Genomic DNA, 22,801 nt, shown 5'->3' with positions numbered 1-22,801 from the left:
TGTCGCCGCTAGCTGTACCTAAGCCGTGGCCAGGTCATTGACCGTGGCGTTATCCGCCACGATGACCACGCGGTTGCTGTCGACGGAGAAGAACCCGCCGTCCACGGTCACGTTGATCCGCTCGCCGTTGACCGGGTTGATTCCCAGTTCGCCGGGAGCCAGAATAGCCAGCACCGGCGAGTGGCCGGGCAGGATTCCGATCTCGCCTTCCGCGGTACGAGCCTTGACCAAAGTTGCCGCACCGGACCACACGAAATGGTCCGCCGCCACAATCTCTACTTCCAGTTCAGCCGCTTCGTTAGCCATTGGCTTACTTGCTCTGTTCCTGGATCTTGGCCCACTGGCGCTCTACGTCGTCCAGGCCACCGATGTTGAAGAACGCCTGCTCCGCAACGTGGTCCAGGTCGCCGTCGCAGATGGCCTTGAAGCCTTCAACGGTGTCCTTGATGGAAACGGTGGAGCCCTCCACGCCGGTGAACTGCTTGGCGGTGTAGGTGTTCTGCGACAGGAACTGCTGGATGCGGCGGGCACGCGCGACGACGATCTTGTCTTCTTCACCGAGTTCATCGATACCGAGGATCGCAATGATGTCCTGCAGTTCCTTGTTCTTCTGCAGGATCTGCTTGACGCGGACAGCGACGTCGTAATGCGCCTGGCCGATGTACTGCGGGTCCAGGATTCGCGACGTGGAGGTCAGCGGATCCACAGCGGGGTACAGGCCACGGGAAGCGATTTCACGGGACAGTTCCGTGGTCGCATCCAGGTGCGCGAACGTGGTTGCCGGAGCCGGGTCGGTGTAGTCATCGGCCGGGACGTAGATCGCCTGCATCGAGGTGATCGAGTGGCCCTTGGTCGACGTAATGCGTTCCTGCAGCAGGCCCATTTCATCGGCAAGGTTAGGCTGGTAACCAACGGCGGAGGGCATACGGCCCAACAGCGTGGAGACCTCGGAACCTGCCTGGGTGAAGCGGAAGATGTTGTCGATGAAGAGCAGCACGTCCTGGTTCTGCACATCGCGGAAGTATTCCGCCATGGTCAGCGCCGACAGTGCCACGCGCAGACGCGTTCCCGGCGGTTCGTCCATCTGGCCGAAGACAAGGGCAGTGTCCTTCAGAACACCGGCTTCTTCCATTTCGACCCACAGGTCGTTACCTTCACGGGTACGCTCGCCGACACCGGCGAATACCGAGGTACCACCGAAGTTACGGGCAACACGGGTGATCATTTCCTGGATCAGCACGGTCTTGCCGACACCGGCACCGCCGAACAGGCCGATCTTTCCACCCTTGATGTACGGGGTGAGGAGGTCGATGACCTTGATGCCGGTCTCGAGGATCTCCGTGGAGCTTTCCAGATCGGCAAAGTTGGGAGCCTTGCGGTGGATCGGCCAGCGCTCGCTGATTTCCAGCTCGGAGGCTTCAACGTCGAGCGGTTGGCCCAATACGTTGAAGATGTGTCCCTTGACGCCATCACCAACAGGCACGGTAATGGGCGAACCCGTGTCCGTGACGGTGGTGCCGCGCACGAGACCGTCGGTGGCCTGCAGGGAGATAGCACGAACGAGATTGTCGCCAAGGTGCTGCGAGGTCTCGAAGGTGATCGTGTGGGTGTCGCCGTTGAGCGTGATCTCAGCGGTCAGTGCGTTGTAGATGCCGGGAATGGCATCAGCCGGGAACTCGACGTCGACAACCGGGCCGATCACACGGGCAATACGGCCAGTGGCGCCCGAGCCGACGGAACCGGTTCCGTGCTCGATAGTTTGGGCAGTCATCTCTCTCACTTCATTCAGTTAGATGGCGTGGGTTAAAGTTTACTTTGGCCTGAGGCGCCTTCGACGCCGAAGGTCAGGACGCGCTTAGCGCGTCCGCACCGCCGACAATCTCGGTCAGCTCCTGTGTGATTTCGGCCTGACGTGCGTTGTTCCGGAGCCTTGTGTACTTCTTGATGAGGTCCGAAGCGTTGTCGCCGGCAGACTTCATGGCCCGCTGGCGGGCGGCAAGTTCACTGGCGGCGGACTGCAGCATGGCTGCGAAGATACGCGACTCGATGTAGCGCGGCAGCAACGCGTCCAGTACCTGCTCAGGTTCCGGCTCGTACTCGTACAACGGCAGCAGATCCGATTCCGAGGCAGCCTCCTCCTCCACAACTTCCAGGGGCAGCAGACGAATAACCGTCGGCTCCTGGGTCACCATGGACTTGAAGCGCGTGTAGACGACGTGAATCTCGTCGACACCGCCTTCTTCATAGGCAGTGTTGAAGTCTGCGAGTACGGCGTCGCCGATCTCGCGGGCAACCTCAAAGGCCGGCGCATCTGTGCCGCCGGTCCAGACCTGCTCGTAAGGAAGACTGCGGAAATCAAAGTAAGCCTGCGCCTTGCGGCCAACAATGTAGTGGCGCACTTCCTTGCCGTCTGCCCGCAGCAGTTCGGTCAGCGACTGTGCCTGCTTCAGAATCGAAGCAGAGTACGCTCCTGCCAGACCGCGGTCGGAAGTCATTACCACGACGGCCGCGCGCCGGATCTGCTCCGGCTCGGTGGTCAGCGGGTGTTCGATCTCCGACTGTGACGACACAGCAGAAACGGCACGGGTGATCGCATTGGCGTAGGGCAGTGACGCAGCCACACGGGTGCGGGCCTTTCCAATGCGCGAGGCAGCGATCAGCTCCATCGCCTTGAAGATCTTCTGCATCGACGTGGTCGAAGCAATCTTCTGGCGGTAGACCCGAATCTGGGCTCCCATACTTTTCCTTTCCTAATCCTCGCTGATTGAGCGAAGTCGATTCCTATGCATGACGGCGTCAGGATTTCGACCCCGCTCAATCAACGAAAATGAATTAGCGCTTCTGCCGGACGATCTTTTCCTGATCCACGGCTTCCTCGGCCAGAGCGTCATACTCTTCGTGGCCTGCACCGACAAGCTGGTTGTCGCCTTCCCCGAAGAAGCCCTTCTTGAATTCCGTGATCTGCTGATTAAGTTCCTGGACCGTGGAGTCCTCAAGCAGGTTGGTCTGCGCGATCGTGGTCAGGACCGACGAACGGTGGCGCAGATGCTGAAGGAACTCGGTTTCGAAACGGTTGATGTCCTCAATCGGAACCTCATCCAGGTGGCCGTTGGTACCGGCCCAGATGGAGACAACCTGGTCTTCAACCGGGAACGGCGAGTACTGTCCCTGCTTGAGCAGTTCGGTCAGTCGCGCACCACGGTTCAACTGCTGCTTCGTAGCAGCATCGAGGTCAGACGCGAACATTGCGAACGCCTGCATGTCGCGGTACTGCGCCAGTTCCAGCTTCAACGTACCGGAGACCTTCTTCATGGCCTTGACCTGTGCCGAACCACCAACGCGGGAAACGGAGATACCCACGTCCACAGCAGGACGCTGGTTGGCGTTGAAGAGATCCGACTGCAGGAAGATTTGTCCGTCAGTGATCGAGATGACGTTGGTCGGGATGTACGCCGAGACGTCATTGGCCTTGGTTTCGATGAGTGGCAGACCGGTCATCGAGCCCGCACCCAGTTCGTCGGAGAGCTTCGCACAACGCTCCAGCAGACGGGAGTGCAAGTAGAAGACGTCACCCGGATAGGCTTCACGTCCCGGCGGACGACGCAGCAGCAGCGACACGGCGCGGTAGGCTTCTGCCTGCTTGGAGAGGTCATCAAACACGATCAGGACGTGCTTGCCGCCATACATCCAGTGCTGGCCGATTGCCGAACCGGCGTAGGGCGCCAGGTACTTGAAGCCGGCCGGGTCGGAAGCCGGAGACGCCACGATGGTGGTGTACTCCATCGCGCCCTTCTCCTCCAGCGACTTGCGGACTGCAGCGATGGTGGAGGCCTTCTGGCCGATCGCGACGTAGACGCAGCGGACCTGCTTGTTAACGTCGCCGGACTCCCAGTTGGCTTTCTGGTTGATGATCGTGTCGATCGCGATCGCCGACTTACCGGTCTGACGGTCGCCGATGATCAGCTGCCGCTGTCCGCGGCCGATCGGGATCATGGAATCGATGGCCTTCATGCCGGTCTGCATGGGCTCGTGAACCGACTTGCGCTGGGTCACGCCCGGTGCCTGCAGCTCCAAAGCGCGGCGGCCTTCAGATTCGATGGGGCCCATGTCGTCCAAGGGCTCGCCCAGCGGATCGACAACGCGGCCGAGGAAGTTATCTCCCACGGGAACGGACAGAACCTCACCGGTACGGTGAACTTCCATGCCTTCGACGATGCCGGTGAAGTCACCGAGGATGACGACACCGATTTCGCGGGTGTCGAGGTTCTGGGCCAGGCCCAGAATGCCGTTCTCGAAACGCAACAGTTCGTTGGCCATTACCGAGGGAAGACCCTCAACACGGGCAATGCCATCACTGGCGGTGGTTACGCGGCCAACTTCAACGCGCTCGGCGCTGCCCGGTTCGTAGGACGCCGCGAACTCGTTCAACGCATTACGGACGTCGTCGGCGTTGATGGTCAATTCGGCCATCTGCAGTCCCTGCTCTCCTATGTTGTGATCATCGCGGTGGCGACGACCTGTGTGTATATCAGTCTGTATTGAGGCTTCCGGCTCCAGCTCCTCATTCCCCGAAGGGACGAGTGCTAAGCCGCGAGCTTCCGACGAAGTTCGGACAGGCGGGTGACAACCGAGGAATCAACCACTTCGTCGCCTACCTGCACGCGGACTCCGCCAACTAGTGATGGGTCAACGTTGACATTGATCTTCAGCTCGCGGCCGTACAACCCGTTGAGCCCGGCCTGCAGACGTGAGATCTGCTCCTGGGTCAGCGGACGGGAAACGCTGACGTTGGCGATCCAACGCTGCTGGCGCCGGGCAACCAGTTCCACAAAGCGACGGACCAGAGCGGTCGGTTTGAGCCCGCGCGGGGCAGTAACTGCCTGGCGGATCAAGACCTGCGCCTCGGGTCCGGCGTTCGGAACCAGTTTCAGAGCCAGAGCCGATTTAGCCTCGGCCGATGCCTGCGGTTCAACCAGCGCGCGCTGCAGATCGTGATCTGCCTCGACGAGCCGGATGAAATGGAACAGGTCGTTCTCCAGACCTTCGAGTCCGTCAACTCCAGCGCCCTTGCTCTCCGCAACAGCGATAGCAGTGGTAGCCGCAAGGGTTTCCAGAGCATCACCAATGTCACGTGCAGAGCCCCAGCGGGATGCGGCGAGGCCTTCAGCTATGGCCCGGGCATCAGCCGAGACATTGCCGCCGACCAGCTGGGAAACCAGCCGTGCCTTGTCCTCGCCGCTGCGAGCCGGGTCCGTAAGGCTCCGGCGCAGTCCGGCATTGCTGTCCAGCAGACCCAGAATTGCAAAGAGTTCCTCTGCCAGGGACAGCGGAGCGGTGGGAAGCTTTGCTTCCAGCTCCTGCTGTGCCGCTTTCAGTGACTCGCTCGATACACCAGCCATTAGTTCGAAGCACCTGCATTCTGGGATGCCGGAGCCGAAGCTTCAAGATCGGCCAGGAAGCGGTCAACAACACGTGCGGAACGCGCGTCATCGTTGAGAGATTCCCCGACAATCTTGCCGGCCAGTTCGGTGGCCAGCACGCCGACTTCGCTGCGTAGCGAAGTAACGGCTGCCTGACGCTCGGCTGCAATCTGCACCTGCGCCTGCTCGCTGATGCGATTAGCTTCAGCAGCGGCCTTGTCCTTCAGCTCTGCGAGGATCTGGGCACCTTCGGCACGCGCGTCCTCACGGATGCGGTTGGCTTCAGTGCGTGCGTCCAGCAGCTGCTGCTTGTACTCATCCAAAGCGGCGCTGGCCTCGGCCTGGGCGGCCTCAGCCTTGGCAATGCCGCCTTCAATAGCTTCGGCGCGCTCTGCATACGTCTTCTCGAACGCCGGAACGACGAACTTCGTGACGATGTACATAAGTACGGCGAAGCCAAGCAGTGTTACCGCGATTTCCCAGATATTAGGGACTAGAGGGTTGACGCCCTCTTCGGCGGCGAGGATAACTGCCTGTTTCATATCTCACCCGTCCTATCTACTCGGTTTGAAAAGTAAGCGTTGCCTACTAGAGAACGAACGCGAAAACCAGACCGAGGATGGCCAGAGCTTCAGTCAGCGCCAGGCCCAAGAAGGCGATCGGCTGCAGCACACGCTGTGCCTCCGGCTGACGTGCCACACCGTTGATGTAAGCGGCGAAAACGAGGCCCACACCGATGGCACCGCCGATTGCGGAGAGACCGTAACCTACGAGGTTGATATTGCCTTCCATTATTTTCCTTTCAAGATGCCCAGTGGGCAGGTTGTTTGGTTCAGGTGCTTCCCCAGCGGGGAAATTTAGTGTTCCTCGGCCAGGGAGCCTTGGATGTAGATCGCGGTCAGCAGGACGAAGACATACGCCTGAAGGACCTGGATCAGAATTTCGAACATGTACATGCCGACACCGCCGGCAATCGTGAGAATGCCAAGTGGCTTGAACCAGAAGTCGGCATCCATGATCAGGAATTCGGAGCCCGCGGCCGCCAGCATGATGATCAGGTGTCCGGCCAGCATGGTGGCGAAAAGACGGAGGCTGTGGGTGACGGGCCGAACCAGGAACGTGGAGATGATCTCAATGATGACGATCAGCGGCAGAATTGCCTTCGGGACGCCTGCCGGCACGACAGCGAGTTTGAAGTAGCCGATGCCGTGCTTCTTCAGGCCCAGGACGATCCAGGTGATGTAAACGATCCCGGCCAAGGCGTAGGCCGTGCCGACATGTGACGGCGTTGGGATCTGGAGCAGCGGAATCGACCCGAAAAGGTTGTTTACCAGGATAAAGAAGAATAGGGAGAACAGCAGTGGAACATACGGCCGGTAGTCCCGCTCACCGATGATGTCCTTACCTACGGAGTTTCGGACGAAGTTGTAGCTCATTTCGCCCAGGTGCTGAAGCTTGCCTGGCACCAGCTGACCGCGGCGTGACGCGGCCAGGAAGAACCAGGCAATCAGTGCAACAGAGAGCAGGACCAGCAGCATCTGCTTGCCGAAACCTGTTCCGTACTCGGCAGCCCAAGGGAGAATCTCCGGAAGGTGCATATCTTCGAGGGTCGGTGGAACGAAGCCACCTTCATTAGCGGCCGCCGGAAGCGCAAGCGCGATCAACGCGTTTCCTCTCTGCAGTGTCCATCATTGGGCGTTTCAGGGTGGATTGCCGTCTCGGCACGCCACCATATGAAGTTTTCTGACATTTAGATGTTGTTCCCTTGACCGTCCCCATGGCGGCGCTTAGCGCTGCGGGTGAGGTTGTGTTTTCGGGCCAGATAATATCCACCGCCAGCGCCTAGAACGGCACCAACGATGAACAGCCACCGGGTATTCAACAGATAGTCCAGCCCCCAGCCTATCAAACCCCAGGCTATGATCCCGCCAACTATATAGGTCAAGACCGTGTTGCCACCCTGGTAGCCAGAGTTGCTGCCGTCGGGATCTGAATTGTGGGAATTCTGGGCAGGCATTAGTGAGCTCCCTTCCCGGCTGTAGTGCTTTCGCCGTCTTCCGGATCATCGTAGATCTGGTATCGAACGCGGGAGAATGCGAAAACTTCCGCAATCTGCCACACCACAACGCTGACGACGGCAGCAATGAAGAACCAGGTCGTTTCAAGCCAGTCCGGCGTGCCGACAATAAAGAGCGCAGCGCCGAAACCAATAACCTTGAGCACGTAGGTGGCGATGAAGGCACCAATCGCGCCGGAGGGATTTCTCCGCCCGACGACATGGCCGATCAAAAGGCTGATGGCGAAGAAGAGTACTACCAGCGCCGAACCGAGCACGGCGCTAAGGGCACCCACTCCGTCCGCCACAAGGAATGCCAGCACTACCACCAGAAGAGTGGCTGCAGCGGCACCGAGGGAGGAAGTTTTCAAGATCTTCAGCCATGGTGTAGCCGTGGGACCGGAGACAGGTACGGCACTGCCAGCGGCACTGTTGCCGTTGGAATGATGTGTGCTCATAGCTGTCCGATCGGGTGCACAGGCGGGGATGATGACCGGTAGACCGGCCGACAAGAATTCTACACGAGATAGAAGTCAGCCTGTGAATGCATGTCCTGCTGCTGACGCTATCCGGTCGCAGCGTCGGCGGCCCGGCGGCCGAAGATGCGTGGCGAGCGCAGGTAAAAAAGTACGACGGCGGCACAAACCAGCAGCGCGGATGCCTTGCCCGGTACGTTGCTGGCGGCAGCCACGAGTCCGCACAACCCGGTCAGCAGCGAGCAAACCGCGACCACCAAGGCTGACTGCACATGGCTGAGCCCAACGTCGGTCAGCCGTTGATAGACGTGCTGGCGGTGCGCCGCGTACCACCGCTCCCCCGCACTGATCCGGCGCAGCAAGGTGGTCATTGTATCGGCAAGATAGATGGTCACCGGTCCCAGGAGATACTCCGGCTGGACTCCGCTGAGAAAACCCGCAGCCCCTAAGACGGCTAGCGAAGCGCCCAGCAGATAGCTGCCGACGTCGCCAAGGAAGTTGCTGCCGGAGAGGTTCCAGGGCAGAAAAGCCGCAAACGCGGCGGCCACCACCAGCCCCGAGACCGTCAGCCAGTCAAGCGATGACATCATCCCCGCCACTGAAAACAACAGTCCCACGACCAGCCCATGCAGGCCCGATATGCCGTTCACCCCGTCCATGAAGTTCGCAACATTGATGTAGCCGGCAATGGCCAGCGCGCCAACCGGAATCCACAACCAGGAGGTGTCGGTCAGGACCACGATAGTGGCCGTACCTGCAGCACCAATCGCCAACTGCAGCAGGAAGCGTACGGAGATGGCTACACCTCGGAAGTCCTCCAGCCAGCCCAGCACAGAGGCGGCTGCGCAAACGCCGGCCACAGCAGCAATGATTGCCACACCATCGGCAGCGGCCCCGGTCAGCACAGCCGTGAGCAGCCCGCCAAGGACGCCGACCGCCACGGTGATGCCCATACCCCGGACAACTACTTTTGTATGCGAGGATCTCTCGTTCGGAATGTCCAGCACGCCCAGCTTGAGCAGCAGTGGTTTCAAGGCAAGGGGCAGCGACAGGCTGAGGACGAGGGCAACAGCACTCGAAAGCACTCCGGTCATTTGGCCGACTCCGGCTCGTTACTGGCCAGTGGCAGGTGCTGCCGGTTTTTCCACTCCTCAAGACTCATCTGGTGCGGGTCCAGCGCGTCAATGGAAGCATGCGAAATCTTCGGGTGCAGCGGACGCGAATCGTCTTCACCGATACCGATGAGTTCTTCATGCAGCTTTTCACCCGGACGCAGACCGGTGAAGACGATGTCTATCTCTTTGCCGGACATTGCGATCATGCGCTGGGCGACGTCGAGAATCCGTACTGGTTCACCCATGTCCAGAATCAGGACCTCTCCCCCGCGTCCGATGGCTCCGGCCTGAATCACCAACTGGCACGCTTCCGGAATCGTCATGAAGAAACGGGTTGCGTCCGCATCGGTCACCGTCACCGGTCCCCCGTTGCGGATCTGCTGGTTGAAGAGTGGCAGCACTGAACCGCGGCTACCCAGGACATTTCCGAAACGGACCGAAACGTACTTCAATCCGGTCTGCTGTGCGAGCCACGCTGTGATCTTCTCCGCAACCCGCTTTGAATGACCCAGCACTGTCGTCGGATTCGCGGCCTTGTCGGTCGAAATATTGACGAACGTCTGGACATCGGCCAGACGGGCGGCCTGGAGAACGTTCAAGGTGCCGAGGATGTTCGTCTTCCAGGCTTCCTCGGGATACTGCTCCAGCAGGGAAACGTGTTTGAGCGCCGCTGCGTGGAACACCACCTCGGGCTTCCGGTCCAGGAAGATCTCCTCCAGGGCAGCCGCGTCGCGGATGTCGGCCAGCACCGTGTCTTTGCCGTTGAGCAGGCCCTGGCCGGTAATCGATATCTGGGTGGACTGCAGCCCGGTTTCGTCTCGGTCCAACATGATCAATTCGCGCGGTTCGAATTCGTTGATCTGCCGGCACAGTTCCGACCCTATGGAGCCGCCTGCCCCGGTGATCAGCACGCGCTTTCCCTTGACGTAATGGGCGATCTCATCAACATGGATGTCGACCGGCTGCCGTCCAATCAGATCCTCGATTGCCACCTCGCGGAAGGAGAAGTCGGACCCGCCGGTCAGCATGTCCTTCAGCGGCGGGACAACCAGCACCTTGATGTTCAGGCCCGCGACTGCGTCGGAGATCCGGCGGACTTGTTTGGCGTCGATGTCCGCTATGGCAATCAACAGGACCGTCGCGTTTGTCCTGGCAACGATTTCCGGCAGATCCTCCATGCGGCCAAGCACCGGAACGCTGACAATACGCAGGTGTTTCTTCGCTGGGTCATCGTCAATCAGGCCGACAGGCAGCCAGGGCGACTGCGGGTCGTTGCACATGCGGGTCACGATGGACTTTCCCACAAAACCGGCGCCGTATATCAGGGTCCGGGCGGCTTCTTCACCGGGTTTGGCCTTGCTCTCAACGTACATCCGCTTCAGGTAACGGATGGCCGCCATGAAAAGGCAGGCGAAGGGGAAGGCGATGATACCGGTACCACGGGCGATACCCATGGAGATGCCAAAGAACAGCAGGGCAACCGTGGTGATGGCCGAAACCGCCACCGTCACGATCACAAGCAGCTTCGCCTCGTGGAAGCTGCCAAAACTGTACCGGCCTTTATACAGAGCGAAAGCTGAACCTACTGCGAACTGTGATGCGATCGCTATGGCGCAGAGGATGATGATGCCGGGGATTTTCGAGGGATCCAGCACCATCTCGTACCGCAGGAAGACGGCCAGGACGATCGAAACGATCCAGGCGAATGAATCGAGCAGGAACTGCGACCAGAGCCAGAGGACCTTGTCGCTGCTGGCAGTCTTACCGGATGCGGGGCCACGTCCAATGCTCATAGCTGGCTGCTCTCCCCCGGCGTTTCCGCTTCAAAGTCAGGCGTTAACCCTGCCGGTTCTTCCCCAACGCCGAGGAGGTCCGGCACGATTTCGCGCAGCCGGTCTACCGGTATGGCACCGTCACGGACCACGCGGAAGGGCTGTGAAGTGCAGTCGACAATAGTAGACGGCAGGGACTGGCTGTCTTCGGTATCACCGCGCAGTCCATCTTCCAGGTAAACCTCCACGGATTCGGCGAGCTGCACGTGGGCTTCGGCGGCGGTCCTGGAGGCAGGGTGTCCGGTGCGGTTCGCTGATGAGACCGCCAGCGGACCTGTTACGGCCAGCAGGTCCAGCGCCAGGCGGTCATCGGGCATGCGCAGTGCCACCGTGCCCTTGGTATCACCCAGATCCCAGGTCAATGACGGCTGGGCGTGGAAGATCAAAGTCAGGCCGCCGGGCCAGAATTCGTCCGCCAGGCGTCGAGCCTCCTCGGCGATGTCCACCGCGAGCCCGTCCATGGTCTGCGGACGGGGAATGAGGACCGGAGGGGGCATGGTGCGGCCCCGGCCCTTGGCAGCCAGCAGCGTGGCAACCGCCTGCGGCGAGAACGCATCCGCGGCGATGCCGTAGACCGTATCCGTGGGCATGACAATGCACTGTTTTGATGCGATCGCCGTCTGCGCGGCGGCAAGGCCTTCACTGCGTTCGACGTCGTCCGTGCAGTTGAATGTGGTGGTCACAGGATTATTCTTTCATTTCGGGGCAGCGCTACCGCCGGACAGCGGCGGTGGCCCGCTCGCGTCCGGTCAAATCGTAGACTGTGGCAACATCGTCCCAGTACCCGGCGCTGCGCAGCAGGTGCGACACAGCTTCGGCCTGGACTTCTGCATGTTCCATGATGAAGTAACCGCCGGATTTCAGCAGCCGTGCGGCGGTGCTGGCCGTGGCCGCCGGCAACTGCAGACCGTCGGCGCCGCCGCCGTACAGCGCAATCTGCGGGTCATGTTCCGCCACTTCCGGGTCCCTCGGTACGGCTTCGGAAGGAATGTATGGAGGATTGGAAACAACGACGTCGAAGGTTCCATCGTGTTCGGCAAGCGCGGTACGTAGGTCTTCCTGAACCAGGGTCACGCCCCACGGCTCCAGATTGCGTCCTGCCCAAGCATGGGCGAGATCGCTCAGTTCCACGGCGAAGACATCCGCCTCGGGAACTTCCTGGGCAACGGACGCCGCAATCGCACCCGATCCGGTACCAAGATCAACGACCTTCGCACGCCTGATCTTCGCGGCGCGGTCAATAGCGTACTGGGCAACGGTCTCCGTCTCCGGCCGCGGGATAAAGACGCCGGGTCCAACCTGCAGTTCGAGGTGGCGGAAATACGCCTTACCCGTAATGTGCTGGAGCGGAACCCGGCGCGCCCGTTCCGCCACAAGCTCATCGAACTCTGGCGGGACCAATGCGCCGGTCAGCGCCAGAGATCTGATCCTCCCCAAGGACTCCGCCATGAGGTGCGCCGCCAGAAGCTCGGCATCTACGCGTGGACTGGGCACCCCCGCCCGTTCCAATATCTGAGTTGCCTCGGCGAGAGCTTCGGCAAGCGTTTCTGCGATCACTGGTGCCTAGCGATCCTCGCCGACTGCCTCAAGCCGCGCCTGCTCGTCCGCCTCGATAGCTGATTGGATGACGGGTTCGAGCTCCCCGTTCATGACGGCATCCAGGTTGTAGGCCTTGTAGCCGGTGCGGTGGTCCGCGATGCGGTTTTCCGGAAAATTGTACGTGCGGATGCGTTCCGAGCGGTCCATGGTCCGGATCTGCGATTTACGGGTCTCGGAGTTGGCTGCGTCGATCTGCTCCTGCTGGTGCGCCAACAGGCGGGCACGCAGCACGCGCATGCCTGCTTCACGGTTCTGCAGCTGGGACTTTTCGTTCTGCATCGCGACCACAATCCCGGTGGGGATGTGCGTGATGCGGACCGCGGAATCCGTGGTGTTGACCGACTGCCCGCCCGGCCCGGAGGAGCGGTAGACATCGATCTTCAGATCGTTCTGGCTGATGTCGACTTCTTCCGGCTCGTCCACCTCCGGCAGGACCAGGACGCCTGCGGCGGAGGTGTGGATACGGCCCTGGGATTCCGTGACCGGAACGCGCTGAACCCGGTGCACGCCGCCTTCGAACTTCATCCTGGCCCAGACGCCTTCCGCGGGATCGTTGGATGAACCCTTGATCGCCATAGACACGTCCTTGTACCCGCCCAGATCGGACTCGGTGGCGGAGATGATCTCGGTCTTCCAGCCGCGCTGTTCCGCATAACGGGTGTACATGCGCAGCAGATCACCGGCGAACAAGGCGGCTTCGTCGCCACCTTCACCGCCCTTGACCTCGATGATGACATTTCGTGCGTCGTCCGGATCCCGCGGGATCAACAACCGGCGCAGTCTTGCCTGTGCTGTCTCGAGATCAGATTCAAGCCCAGGGATTTCGGCTGCGAACTCGGGGTCCTCTGCGGCCATTTCCCGTGCCGCGCCCAGGTCGCCCTCCAGCTGGCTCCAGCGGTTGTACGCCTCGACAATTCCGTTCAGCTGCGCCGACCGGCGGCCCAGCTTGCGAGCCAGTCCCTGATCCGCGTATACGGCCGGATCGCTCAGCCGCTTCTGCAGCTCTGCATGCTCCTCGAGCAATCCCTTTACGGACTCAAACATTTCTCAAACCTCTTTCGACTTCTTCAATAAGTCTAGATAAGACACCAACCGGCCGCTTAAACAACGAACCGCCCAGATCTCTCCGCTCCCGCATTTGCGGGACCGGAGAGATCATGAGCGGTCAGGGCAGCTACTTGTCGTTGTCGGACTTCGCGCCCAGCGTCGTCTTCTGTACCTGCATCAGGAACTCGACGTTGGACTGGGTGTCCCGGATCTTGTTCGTGAGGAGCTCAAGCGCCTGCTGCGTATCGAGTCCGGAAAGGACCCGGCGCAGCTTCCACATGATCTTGACTTCCTCCGACGAGAGCAAGTTCTCCTCGCGACGGGTGCCGGAAGCGTTGACGTCCACGGCAGGGAAGATCCGCTTGTCCGCCAGATTGCGGGACAGGCGAAGCTCCATGTTGCCCGTGCCCTTGAACTCTTCGAAAATGACTTCGTCCATCTTGGAACCGGTTTCAACCAACGCGGTGGCCAGGATGGTCAGAGAACCGCCGTTTTCGATGTTGCGGGCAGCACCGAAGAAGCGTTTCGGCGGGTACAGCGCGGAGGAATCCACGCCACCGGAGAGAATACGACCGGAGGCCGGAGCAGCCAGGTTGTAGGCGCGTCCCAGACGGGTCATCGAGTCGAGCAGAACGACGACGTCCATTCCCATTTCCACCAGGCGCTTGGCGCGCTCGATGGCGAGTTCGGCAACCGTGGTGTGGTCGTCGGCGGGACGGTCGAAGGTGGAGGCAATGACCTCGCCCTTGACCGTGCGCTGCATGTCGGTGACTTCTTCGGGACGCTCGTCAACCAGAACCATCATGAGGTGGACCTCAGGATTGTTGATGGTGATGGCGTTGGCAATGGACTGCAGAATCAGCGTCTTACCGGCCTTCGGCGGCGAAACGATGAGACCGCGCTGGCCCTTGCCGATCGGCGCGACCAGATCGATAACGCGGGGGCCGATCTTCTTCGGTTCCGTTTCGAGGCGCAGGCGCTCCGAAGGGTACAGCGGAACCAGCTTGGTGAAGTCGACCCGGTCCTTGTTGTCTTCGGCAGGCTTGCCGTTGACGGAGGTCAGACGCACCAGGGCGTTGAACTTCTGGCGGCTGTTCTGGTTGGCGTTTTCGCCGTCCCGCGGGGCGCGGATGGCACCAACCACGGCGTCGCCCTTGCGCAGGTTGTACTTCTTGACCTGTGCCAGCGAAACGTAGACGTCGTTCGGACCGGGCAGGTAGCCGGAGGTGCGCACGAACGCGTAGTTCTCGAGGACGTCGAGGATGCCGGCCACGGGCAGCAACACGTCGTCGTCGGTAACCTCGGTATCGTCCACGTCCGGGTTCTGGCCGCGTCCACGGCGGCGCTCGTTGCGGTCACGGTACCGGTTGCTGGTATCCGTGTCGCGGTCGCGGCGATTCCGGTTGCGGCGGTTGCGTCCGCGGCCGCCGTCGTCGCCGTCGTCGCCACGGTTGTCACTGCGGCTGTCGCTGCGGTTATCGCTGCGGCTGTCCCGGTTGTCGCTGCCGGCGGACTCGTTGTCGCGGCCGCGGGTACGGCTGCGCTCACGCCGGTCATTGCGGTCGCCACGATCGTTACGGTCGCTGCGCTCACCGCGGTCAGCGCGCTCGGTCTGGCCTTCCTTCGCACCCTCAACAGGAGTTTCGGACGGCTCCGGCTTGTCAGCGGGCTTCTCGGCCTGCTGCTCCGGCTGGTCCTCACGGCGGCTACGGCCGCGGCTACGACGGCCCTCGCGGCCGCCTTCGGATTCCGGCTTCGCCTCGGCGGGCTGTGCATCCGTCGACTGCGCGTCGGCGCGCTGGGCGTCTGCAGCCTTGGAGCCGGCAACTTCGCCGTCCGTTGACGTTTCGGCTGCAGCGGGTGCCTGCGCCGCTTCCGGCGTCACGTTGCCGTCGCTGGTCGCGCGGCGATTGCGGTTGCGGGTCCGGCTGACGCGTTCGGCGGCCTTGTTGAGGTCACCACTGTCTTTCGCCTCCGCTTTGTCCGCGGTATCGGCTGCAGGCGCTGCAGGGGCCGCGGGCTCTTCAGTTGCGGGAGCAGCTTCTTTGGCACTTGCACGGCCGGTGGTCTTCTTGGCAGGACGGTCGGCTACTGCGGAACCACGCTGGTGGTCCGAAATAGCCGCCACCAGGTCGCTCTTGCGCATCCTGGAACCGCCGGTGATGCCGAGCTGGCCGGCCAAGGCCTGCAGCTGGGCAAGCTTGAGTCCGGCAAGTCCTGCGCTCTTCGGCGCAGCAGAGTCTGATGATGTATCCACACCTGCAGCCAGGTCAGTGGTTTCAGTCACGAAGGATCCTTCCCCCTCGTCGGGCGGTCCGCATGTGAAGTGGACCGCGTTGTTTGCGTCCCGGCCTATGCATAAGAAACAAGGCCGGGTCGGGGTTGCCCAAGTGTGAGACCAGGCAACGCCGAGTGACATGAGAAAAACCTTGAATGGATCTCGTTCACCATGGTCTTAGGGATATGCTGCCCGCACTCTTACGCGCACTTACAGCACTCAGTAATTCCGTGACGGATCCTGGAAGGTTGCACCGATCTTTGGTTCGCTGCCGGATGTTGTATGTCCACGCGGGACTTTCGACAGATTGCCAAGCCGGTTATTTCCGGCGGTGCACTTCCACTTTAGCACCATCTGTGTCAACCGTCAGTTTAAGGACACGCCAGCCGTCCGGCATTTGCGAGGACTCCAATGTGGCGGCGATATGCCGCTCGACCTCATCCGCCTGCGCGGACCCTGCAGCCAGCGTCATCACCGTCGGTCCGGCACCGGAGACAACAGCGGCGAAACCGGACGCACGCAGCGACTGCAGCAGGTCTGCGCTCGGTGCCATGGCAGGCGCCCGGTGGCTCTGGTGCAGCTCATCCACCGTCGCCGCGAGCAGCAGTTCCGGGTCACGCGTCAGCGCTTGCACCAACAGAGCTGCCCGTCCGGCATTGGCCGCGGCGATATGGTGCGGCACCGAGACCGGCAGCAGGTTCCGGGCCATTTCGGTTGACAATTCATAGGACGGAATGGCCACGACCGGAACAATTTCCGTAGCGACATCAACGGCAGTGCTGAAGAAAGAACCCGCCGATTCCCAAGAGATGGCCAGCTTGCCCGCCAGCGCCGGTGCCACGTTGTCAGGATGGCCTTCCTGGGCGGAACAAAGCTGCAGTACTTCCTGGGCACTGAGCCGGGCAGCCACGGGCAGCAACGAGTTGGCCAGCAGCACCGCGGAGACGATGGCCGCCGCAGAGGAGCCGAGTCCCCTGCCGTGCGGAATCACGTTCTCGGCCTGCAGCCGCAAGCCTTCCGCCCGGTACCCCGCACGTCCCAGTGTGTCCTGGATGGTGCGGATGATCAGATGGCTTTCATCCGTGGGCAGGTTTGCGGCGCCTTCACCGGAGATCTCGGCATGGAATACGCCGTCGTCGGTGGTTTCAACGCTGACCGTGTCATACAGGCTTACGGCCAGACCGAGGCTGTCGAAGCCGGGCCCGAGGTTGGCGCTGGTCGCCGGTACCCGGACGCTTACGCGCTGCCCGGGCACCACGGCGGTACGCTCTGCGGTCCTCACGGCGGTGTTATTCGAGACCAAGAGCTGCAGCCACGCTCACGACGTCGAAATCCACCTTGACGGGTGTAACCTCATGGCCGTCTTCGGTCTGCAAGGCCCACTGCGGATCCTTCAGGCCGTGGCCGGTCACCGTGACCACAATGGTCTTGCCCGTAGGAACTTCTCCGGCAGCGTGCTTCTTGATGACGCCCGCAACGCCCGCTGCCGAACCCGGCTCGACGAACACGCCTTCCTTGGAGGACAGCCAGCGGTGCGCGCTGAGGATTTCCTCGTCCGTCACGGAATCAATCAGCCCGCCCGACTCGTCACGGGCGGCAATGGCGGTATCCCAGGATGCGGGGTTGCCGATCCGGATGGCGGTGGCGATGGTTTCCGGCTCGGTGACCGGGTGTCCCAGCACCAGCGGTGCCGCACCGGCGGCTTGGAAGCCCCACAGCGTGGGTGTCTTGGTGGCGACGGCTTCGAGGGTGCCGGCAGTCTCGGACTCGTAGGGCTTGGCGTACTCCTGGTAGCCCTTCCAGTACGCCGTGATGTTGCCGGCGTTGCCAACGGGCATCACGTGGATGTCCGGGGCATCTCCGAGGAAGTCGACAGTCTCGAAGGCAGCCGTCTTCTGGCCTTGGATCCGCGCGGGGTTGACGGAGTTGACCAGGAAAACCGGGTACGCCTCCGAAAGTTTCCGGGCAACTTCGAGGCAGTTATCGAAGTTGCCGTTGATCTGGATGATCTCGGCGCCGTGGGCGATGGCCTGGCTCATCTTGCCCATCGCGATCTTCCCGGCCGGCACCAGGACAGCGCACTTCAGGCCCGCCTGCGTGGCGTACGCGGCAGCGGAAGCCGAGGTGTTGCCCGTTGACGCGCACACTACGGCTTTGGCCCCGGCCTCCACGGCCGCGGTGATGGCCATGGTCATCCCGCGGTCCTTGAAGGAGCCGGTGGGGTTCATCCCCTCCACCTTCAGGTAGACGGCGGAGCCGGTCAGCTCGGAGAGGGCCTTGGCATGGACCAGCGGCGTTCCGCCTTCACCGAGCGTGATGATCTCGGTCCGGTCCGTGACGGGCAGACGTTCGGCATACTCGCGGATAACGCCGCGCCATTGGTGGGCCACTTAGACTCCTTCTACTCGCAGTACGGAAGTAACTGAATTAACAATGTCGAGATCCTTGATGGCTTCCACCGTCGCGGCGAGTGATTCCTCGGTGCCGCGGTGGGTGATGATGCGCAGTTCCGCGGACGCCGTCCCATCGGCGATCGAGACCAGGTCTTCCGTGTGCATGGTCTGGCGCATGACTTCGATCGATACCCCATGCTCGGCGAAGACGTGGGCAATCTTGGCCAGGACGCCGGGCTGGTCCGCTGCGTCGATGTCGATGTAGTAGCTGGTGAGGATGCTGTCTTCGCCCAGGACCGGCAGGTGCTTGCCCGTTGTTTCGGTGCGTCCACGGCCGCCGCTGACCATGCGGCGGGCGGCGCTGACAACATCGCCGAGTACGGCCGAGGCCGTGGGACGTCCACCGGCGCCCTGGCCGTAGAACATCAGCTCGCCGGCGTTCTCCGCCTCGACGAACACGGCGTTGAAGGCGCCGTGGACAGCAGCCAGCGGGTGGGTACGCGGCAGCAGGGTCGGATGCACGCGTACGGACACCCCTTCGCCGCCGTCCTTGGTCGGCTGCTTCTCTGCGATCGCCAGCAGTTTGATCACGAAACCGGTGTCTTTGGCCGCGTCGATGTCGGCGGCGGTGATGCCTGTGATGCCCTCGCACTTGACCGCATCCAGCGGGAACATGGTGTGGAAAGCCAGCGAGGCAAGCAAGGTTCCCTTCGCCGCGGCATCCAGCCCCTCGACGTCGGCCGTTGGATCCGCCTCGGCGTAGCCGAGGGTCTGGGCAGCCTTCAGCGCGTCCTCGAAGGCTGCGCCGGTGGTGTCCATCTGGTCGAGAATGTAGTTGGTCGTACCGTTGACGATGCCCAGCACCCGCTTGATCCGGTCCCCGGAGAGGCTTTCCCGGATGGGGCGCAAAATCGGAATGGCTCCGGCCACGGCCGCCTCATAGTAAAGCTCGACGCCGGCGGCAGAAGCCTTCTCGTACAGGGCGGGCCCGTCGGCGGCGAGCAGCGCTTTGTTCCCGCTGACCACGGAGGCACCGTGCTCGATGGAACGCAGGATCAGCGAACGCGCCGGTTCCAGCCCGCCCATGAGCTCAATGACGATGTCCGCGTCCTTGACCAGCGTCTCGGCGTCGTCGGTGAACAGATCCCGAGGCAGGTCGACGTCGCGCGGCGCGTCAACGTTGCGGACAGCGATTCCGGCCAGCTCCAGCCGGGCTCCCGAACGCGAGGCCAGTTCAGCGGCGTCGTCCAGGAGAATCCGGGCCACCTGGGATCCGACATTTCCGCATCCCAACAGTGCCACTTTCAGCGTGTTCATTGCTGTACTTACTCCCAAAGCCATTGTTGTTTCAAGAATTCCGCCGCCCCCGAGCAGACTGACCGGGCCTCAGCCCAGGTCGCGGGCCAGAAGATCCTCTTCTGTTTCGCCGCGCACAATCAGCCGTGCCTGGCCGTCATTAACCGCAACTACCGGCGGCCGTGCCACATAGTTGTAGTTGCTGGCCAGCGCCCAGCAGTACGCACCGGTGCCCGGCACCGCCAGAAGATCCCCGGCGGCTACGTCACCAGGCAGATAAACGTCCCTGACTACAATGTCACCGCTTTCGCAATGTTTTCCAACCACGCGGGAAATAATCGGGTCTTCATCCGTCACACGGGAAGCCAGCACAGCCGAATAGTCGGCGTCGTACAGAACCGGGCGGGCGTTGTCGCTCATGCCGCCGTCCACGGAAATGTAACGCCGCGGATAGGTCCGCCCGTCCTCGCTGTCCACGTTCACGGTCTTCAGCGTGCCCGTTTCATACAGGGTGAACGTGCTCGGACCCACGATGGCGCGCCCCGGTTCGATCGAGATCCGCGGGACCTTCAGTTCCAGCCTGCGGCAGGTGGAACTAACGACGGCGGCCATCGCCTCCGCGAGTTCGGCCGGCGGTCGCGGCGTGTCGACCTCTGTGTAGGCGATGCCGTAGCCGCCGCCCAGATCCAACTCCGGGAGCTCCACGCCATGTTCATCGCGGATCTGGGCGACGAAGGTCAGCAGCCGCTCCGCAGCCAGGGCGAAACCTTCGGGTTCGAAGATCTGGGAACCGATGTGGCAATGCAGTCCCAGCAGATTGATGGACTCGGATGCCAGGGCCTCGCTGACTGCCCGTGCGGCCGGTGAGTTGCCTACGGAAGGCGACGTCCCGCCGTCGTTCGCTGTGCCGGACTCGGTGTCCGCTCCTGCCATGGAGAGGCCGAACTTCTGGTCCTCGTGCGCGGTGGCGATGAATTCATGCGTGTGGGCGTGCACGCCGGGCGTCAGGCGCAGCATGACGTTGGCCCGCTCGGACCGGGCTGCGGCAATGGTTGCCAGCCGTTGGAGTTCATCCAGGCTGTCCACCACGATCCGGCCCAGCTTCATGTCCAGGGCCCGATTCAGTTCCGCATCGGATTTGTTGTTCCCGTGCAGGCCGAGCTTCTCACCGGGAATGCCGGCGCGGGCAGCCACGGCCAGTTCGCCGCCGGAGCAGGTATCCAGCCGCAGGCCTTCCTGCTCCACCCAGCGCGCTACCTCGATGCAGAGGAAGGACTTTCCGGCGTAGTAGACGTCCACTCCCCCGCACAGGTCGGCAAAAGCGGCGTCGAAGGAGTCCTTGAAGTCCCGGGCGCGGGCGCGGAAGTCCGTCTCCGACATGACGAAGAGCGGCGAGCCGAAACGGGCCTTGAGGTCACTGACGCCAACGCCGTCGATCTCCAACTCGCCGCTGGCACCGCGGGCCACGCCGCGGGCCCACATCTTGGGCTGCAGTTGGTTGGCGTCTTCCGGATAGCTCAGCCACTGGGGAGCGAGCGGGGAGGCTTCGCGAATTGTTGAAGTCACGTGCTTACATCCGTTCCGGCGCGCTGACGCCCAGCAGGCCCAGGCCATTGGCCAGAACCTGCGTGGTTGCGTCATTGAGCCACAGTCGGGTGCGGTTCAGGTCAGTTACTTCGCCATCGCCCAACGGCGTCACGCGGCAGGAATCGTACCAGCGGTGGTAGGCGCCGGCGATGACTTCCAGATGGCGGGCCACCCGGTGCGGTTCGCGCAGCTTGGCCGCGGTGGCCACGACGGACGGGTAGGCGCCGAGGTAGGCCAGCAGTTCGTTTTCGGTGGCGTGGTCCAGCAAGGATGCGTCGAAGGCGCTGCGGTCCACCCCTGCGGCTACGGCGTTGCGCGCAACGGCACAGGTACGGGCATGGGCGTACTGCACATAGAACACCGGGTTCTCGTTGCTGCGCTTGGTCAACAGGTCCAGATCGACGTCGATATTGGAATCCGCGTGCGACCTGGTCAGTGCATAGCGGGCCGCGTCCACACCAACTGCGTCCACCAGATCCTCCATAGTGACCACCGTGCCGGCGCGCTTGGACATCCGGACCGGCTTGCCGTCCTTGACCAGGTTCACCATCTGGCCGATCAGGACCTCGACACTGTCCGCGCTGTCGCCCATGGCGGCGGCAGCAGCTTTCAGCCGCGCCACATAGCCGTGGTGGTCGGCTCCGAGCATGTAGATGCACAGATCGAAGCCGCGGTCGCGCTTGTTCTTGAAGTAGGCGATGTCGCCGGCGATGTAGGCTGCATGGCCGTCCGACTTGATGACCACCCGGTCCTTGTCGTCGCCGAAGTCCGTGGACTTCAGCCACCAGGCACCCTCGTCGAAGTAGAGGCTGCCGGACGTCTTGAGCTGTTCCAGCAGCGCGTCGACCGCGCCGTCTTCAAAGAGCGCGTTTTCGTGGAAGTAGACATCAAAATCGACGCCGAACTCATGCAGCGACTTTTTGATCGCAGTAAACATCAGCTCGACGCCCCGGCTGCGGAACTCTTCCTGCGGGTCTGCAGCGGAGAGTGCGTCCGGATTCTGGGCCAGCACGGCGTTGGCAATATCCGCAATGTAGTCGCCGCCGTAGCCGTCTTCCGGTGCGGGCTCGCCCTTGGCGCTGGCGAGCAGGGACCGGGCAAAGCGGTCAATCTGGTTGCCATGGTCATTGAAGTAGTACTCGCGCGTAACTTCTGCCCCCTGCGCCTGCAGGATGCGGGCCAGCGAATCCCCCAAGGCTGCCCAGCGTGTCCCGCCCAAGTGGATGGGCCCGGTGGGATTGGCGGAGACGAACTCCAGGTTGATCTTGGTACCGGCGTACTCCTCACCGGTTCCGTAGCTATCGCCGGTTTCGACGATAGTCTGGGCCAGTGATCCTGCGGCCGCGGCATCCAGCGTGATGTTCAAGAATCCGGGACCGGCGATGTCGACCTTGGCAACGCCGTCGATCTTGGAAAGCCGGGCACTGAGGATTTCGGCGAACTGGCGCGGGTTCATTCCCGCCTTCTTGCCCAGTTGCATGGCCACGTTTGTGGCCCAGTCACCGTGCTCGCGGCTCTTCGGTCGCTCCACGCGCACCTCGCGGGGCATCTCGACGGTGAAGTCACCTGCGTCGACGGCATCCTGCAGGCAGGCGGTAATGGCAGCGGAAAGTTCTTCAGGAGTCACCTGTTAAGCATAAGTGCAGTGCAAACTGGATTCCGCCGCCGCCCCGTGGCCTGTGGCTGCCACCACGGAAGACCT

21 protein-coding genes are annotated in these 22,801 nt (G+C 62.2%); all 21 read right to left on the bottom strand.

The window, feature by feature from the left end; genetic code table 11:
• Positions 1–18 precede the first annotated feature (18 nt).
• The gene (locus tag AC3A4M_RS02990; RefSeq protein WP_074701693.1) at positions 19–306 is read right to left on the bottom strand and encodes a F0F1 ATP synthase subunit epsilon; all 288 of its coding nucleotides are present in this window, start codon (positions 304–306) and stop codon (positions 19–21) included.
• 4 nt (positions 307–310) lie between these two features.
• Positions 311–1,771 (bottom strand): F0F1 ATP synthase subunit beta, encoded by a 1,461-nt coding sequence (gene atpD / locus AC3A4M_RS02985; protein ID WP_498732612.1) that lies wholly within the window; start codon positions 1,769–1,771, stop codon positions 311–313.
• Between the two features lie 73 nt (positions 1,772–1,844).
• Positions 1,845–2,738 (bottom strand): F0F1 ATP synthase subunit gamma, encoded by an 894-nt coding sequence (locus AC3A4M_RS02980; RefSeq protein ID WP_498733887.1) that lies wholly within the window; start codon positions 2,736–2,738, stop codon positions 1,845–1,847.
• A 94-nt stretch (positions 2,739–2,832) separates the two neighbouring features.
• On the bottom strand, positions 2,833–4,470 hold the full coding sequence (gene atpA / locus AC3A4M_RS02975; protein WP_498638383.1) for a F0F1 ATP synthase subunit alpha: 1,638 nt from the start codon (positions 4,468–4,470) through the stop codon (positions 2,833–2,835).
• Positions 4,471–4,583: 113 nt separating this feature from the next.
• The gene (locus AC3A4M_RS02970) at positions 4,584–5,399 is read right to left on the bottom strand and encodes a F0F1 ATP synthase subunit delta (protein WP_498732611.1); all 816 of its coding nucleotides are present in this window, start codon (positions 5,397–5,399) and stop codon (positions 4,584–4,586) included.
• Positions 5,399–5,962 carry a F0F1 ATP synthase subunit B gene (locus tag AC3A4M_RS02965; RefSeq protein WP_074701685.1) on the bottom strand — a complete coding sequence of 188 codons (564 nt, stop codon included), beginning with the start codon at positions 5,960–5,962 and terminating at the stop codon, positions 5,399–5,401. The genes AC3A4M_RS02970 and AC3A4M_RS02965 overlap by 1 nt, the downstream gene beginning before the upstream one ends.
• 46 nt (positions 5,963–6,008) lie before the next feature.
• The gene (gene atpE / locus AC3A4M_RS02960; RefSeq protein ID WP_074701684.1) at positions 6,009–6,212 is read right to left on the bottom strand and encodes an ATP synthase F0 subunit C; all 204 of its coding nucleotides are present in this window, start codon (positions 6,210–6,212) and stop codon (positions 6,009–6,011) included.
• A gap of 65 nt (positions 6,213–6,277) precedes the next feature.
• Positions 6,278–7,084: a F0F1 ATP synthase subunit A gene (gene atpB / locus AC3A4M_RS02955; RefSeq protein ID WP_074701682.1), complete on the bottom strand. Its 807-nt coding sequence runs from the start codon at positions 7,082–7,084 to the stop codon at positions 6,278–6,280.
• 86 nt (positions 7,085–7,170) lie between these two features.
• Positions 7,171–7,437, bottom strand: a complete 267-nt coding sequence (locus AC3A4M_RS02950) for a hypothetical protein (protein WP_498733883.1) — start codon at positions 7,435–7,437, stop codon at positions 7,171–7,173.
• Positions 7,437–7,934 (bottom strand): Cg1360 family ATP-synthase-associated protein, encoded by a 498-nt coding sequence (locus AC3A4M_RS02945; protein WP_498733881.1) that lies wholly within the window; start codon positions 7,932–7,934, stop codon positions 7,437–7,439. Before AC3A4M_RS02945 ends, AC3A4M_RS02950 begins: the two co-directional genes overlap by 1 nt.
• A gap of 107 nt (positions 7,935–8,041) precedes the next feature.
• Positions 8,042–9,046 (bottom strand): MraY family glycosyltransferase, encoded by a 1,005-nt coding sequence (locus AC3A4M_RS02940; protein ID WP_498733879.1) that lies wholly within the window; start codon positions 9,044–9,046, stop codon positions 8,042–8,044.
• Positions 9,043–10,860, bottom strand: coding sequence for a polysaccharide biosynthesis protein (locus tag AC3A4M_RS02935; protein ID WP_498733877.1), 1,818 nt, complete (start codon positions 10,858–10,860; stop codon positions 9,043–9,045). The genes AC3A4M_RS02940 and AC3A4M_RS02935 overlap by 4 nt, the downstream gene beginning before the upstream one ends.
• Positions 10,857–11,582: an L-threonylcarbamoyladenylate synthase gene (locus AC3A4M_RS02930; protein ID WP_498733875.1), complete on the bottom strand. Its 726-nt coding sequence runs from the start codon at positions 11,580–11,582 to the stop codon at positions 10,857–10,859. The genes AC3A4M_RS02935 and AC3A4M_RS02930 overlap by 4 nt, the downstream gene beginning before the upstream one ends.
• Positions 11,583–11,610: 28 nt before the next feature.
• Positions 11,611–12,456, bottom strand: a complete 846-nt coding sequence (gene prmC / locus AC3A4M_RS02925) for a peptide chain release factor N(5)-glutamine methyltransferase (RefSeq protein ID WP_498733872.1) — start codon at positions 12,454–12,456, stop codon at positions 11,611–11,613.
• A 6-nt stretch (positions 12,457–12,462) separates the two neighbouring features.
• Positions 12,463–13,542, bottom strand: a complete 1,080-nt coding sequence (gene prfA, locus AC3A4M_RS02920; protein WP_498733870.1) for a peptide chain release factor 1 — start codon at positions 13,540–13,542, stop codon at positions 12,463–12,465.
• Positions 13,543–13,672: 130 nt separating this feature from the next.
• Positions 13,673–15,832, bottom strand: coding sequence for a transcription termination factor Rho (gene rho / locus AC3A4M_RS02915; protein WP_498733868.1), 2,160 nt, complete (start codon positions 15,830–15,832; stop codon positions 13,673–13,675).
• A 310-nt stretch (positions 15,833–16,142) separates the two neighbouring features.
• Positions 16,143–17,105, bottom strand: coding sequence for a homoserine kinase (thrB, locus tag AC3A4M_RS02910; RefSeq protein ID WP_498733866.1), 963 nt, complete (start codon positions 17,103–17,105; stop codon positions 16,143–16,145).
• A gap of 7 nt (positions 17,106–17,112) precedes the next feature.
• Complete coding sequence (gene thrC / locus AC3A4M_RS02905) at positions 17,113–18,213, bottom strand: threonine synthase (RefSeq protein WP_498733864.1); 1,101 nt, start codon at positions 18,211–18,213, stop codon at positions 17,113–17,115.
• Positions 18,214–19,533 carry a homoserine dehydrogenase gene (locus AC3A4M_RS02900; protein ID WP_498733863.1) on the bottom strand — a complete coding sequence of 440 codons (1,320 nt, stop codon included), beginning with the start codon at positions 19,531–19,533 and terminating at the stop codon, positions 18,214–18,216.
• Between the two features lie 69 nt (positions 19,534–19,602).
• Positions 19,603–21,078, bottom strand: coding sequence for a diaminopimelate decarboxylase (lysA, locus tag AC3A4M_RS02895; RefSeq protein WP_498733861.1), 1,476 nt, complete (start codon positions 21,076–21,078; stop codon positions 19,603–19,605).
• A gap of 4 nt (positions 21,079–21,082) precedes the next feature.
• Positions 21,083–22,726 (bottom strand): arginine--tRNA ligase, encoded by a 1,644-nt coding sequence (argS, locus tag AC3A4M_RS02890; protein ID WP_498733859.1) that lies wholly within the window; start codon positions 22,724–22,726, stop codon positions 21,083–21,085.
• Between the last annotated feature and the right edge of the window lie 75 nt (positions 22,727–22,801).

It is taken from the genome of Arthrobacter sp. Soil_C_60, assembly GCF_057656375.1.
The sequence above is the reverse complement of the archived record's forward strand: the minus strand, read 5'-3'. Positions and strand labels throughout refer to the sequence as shown.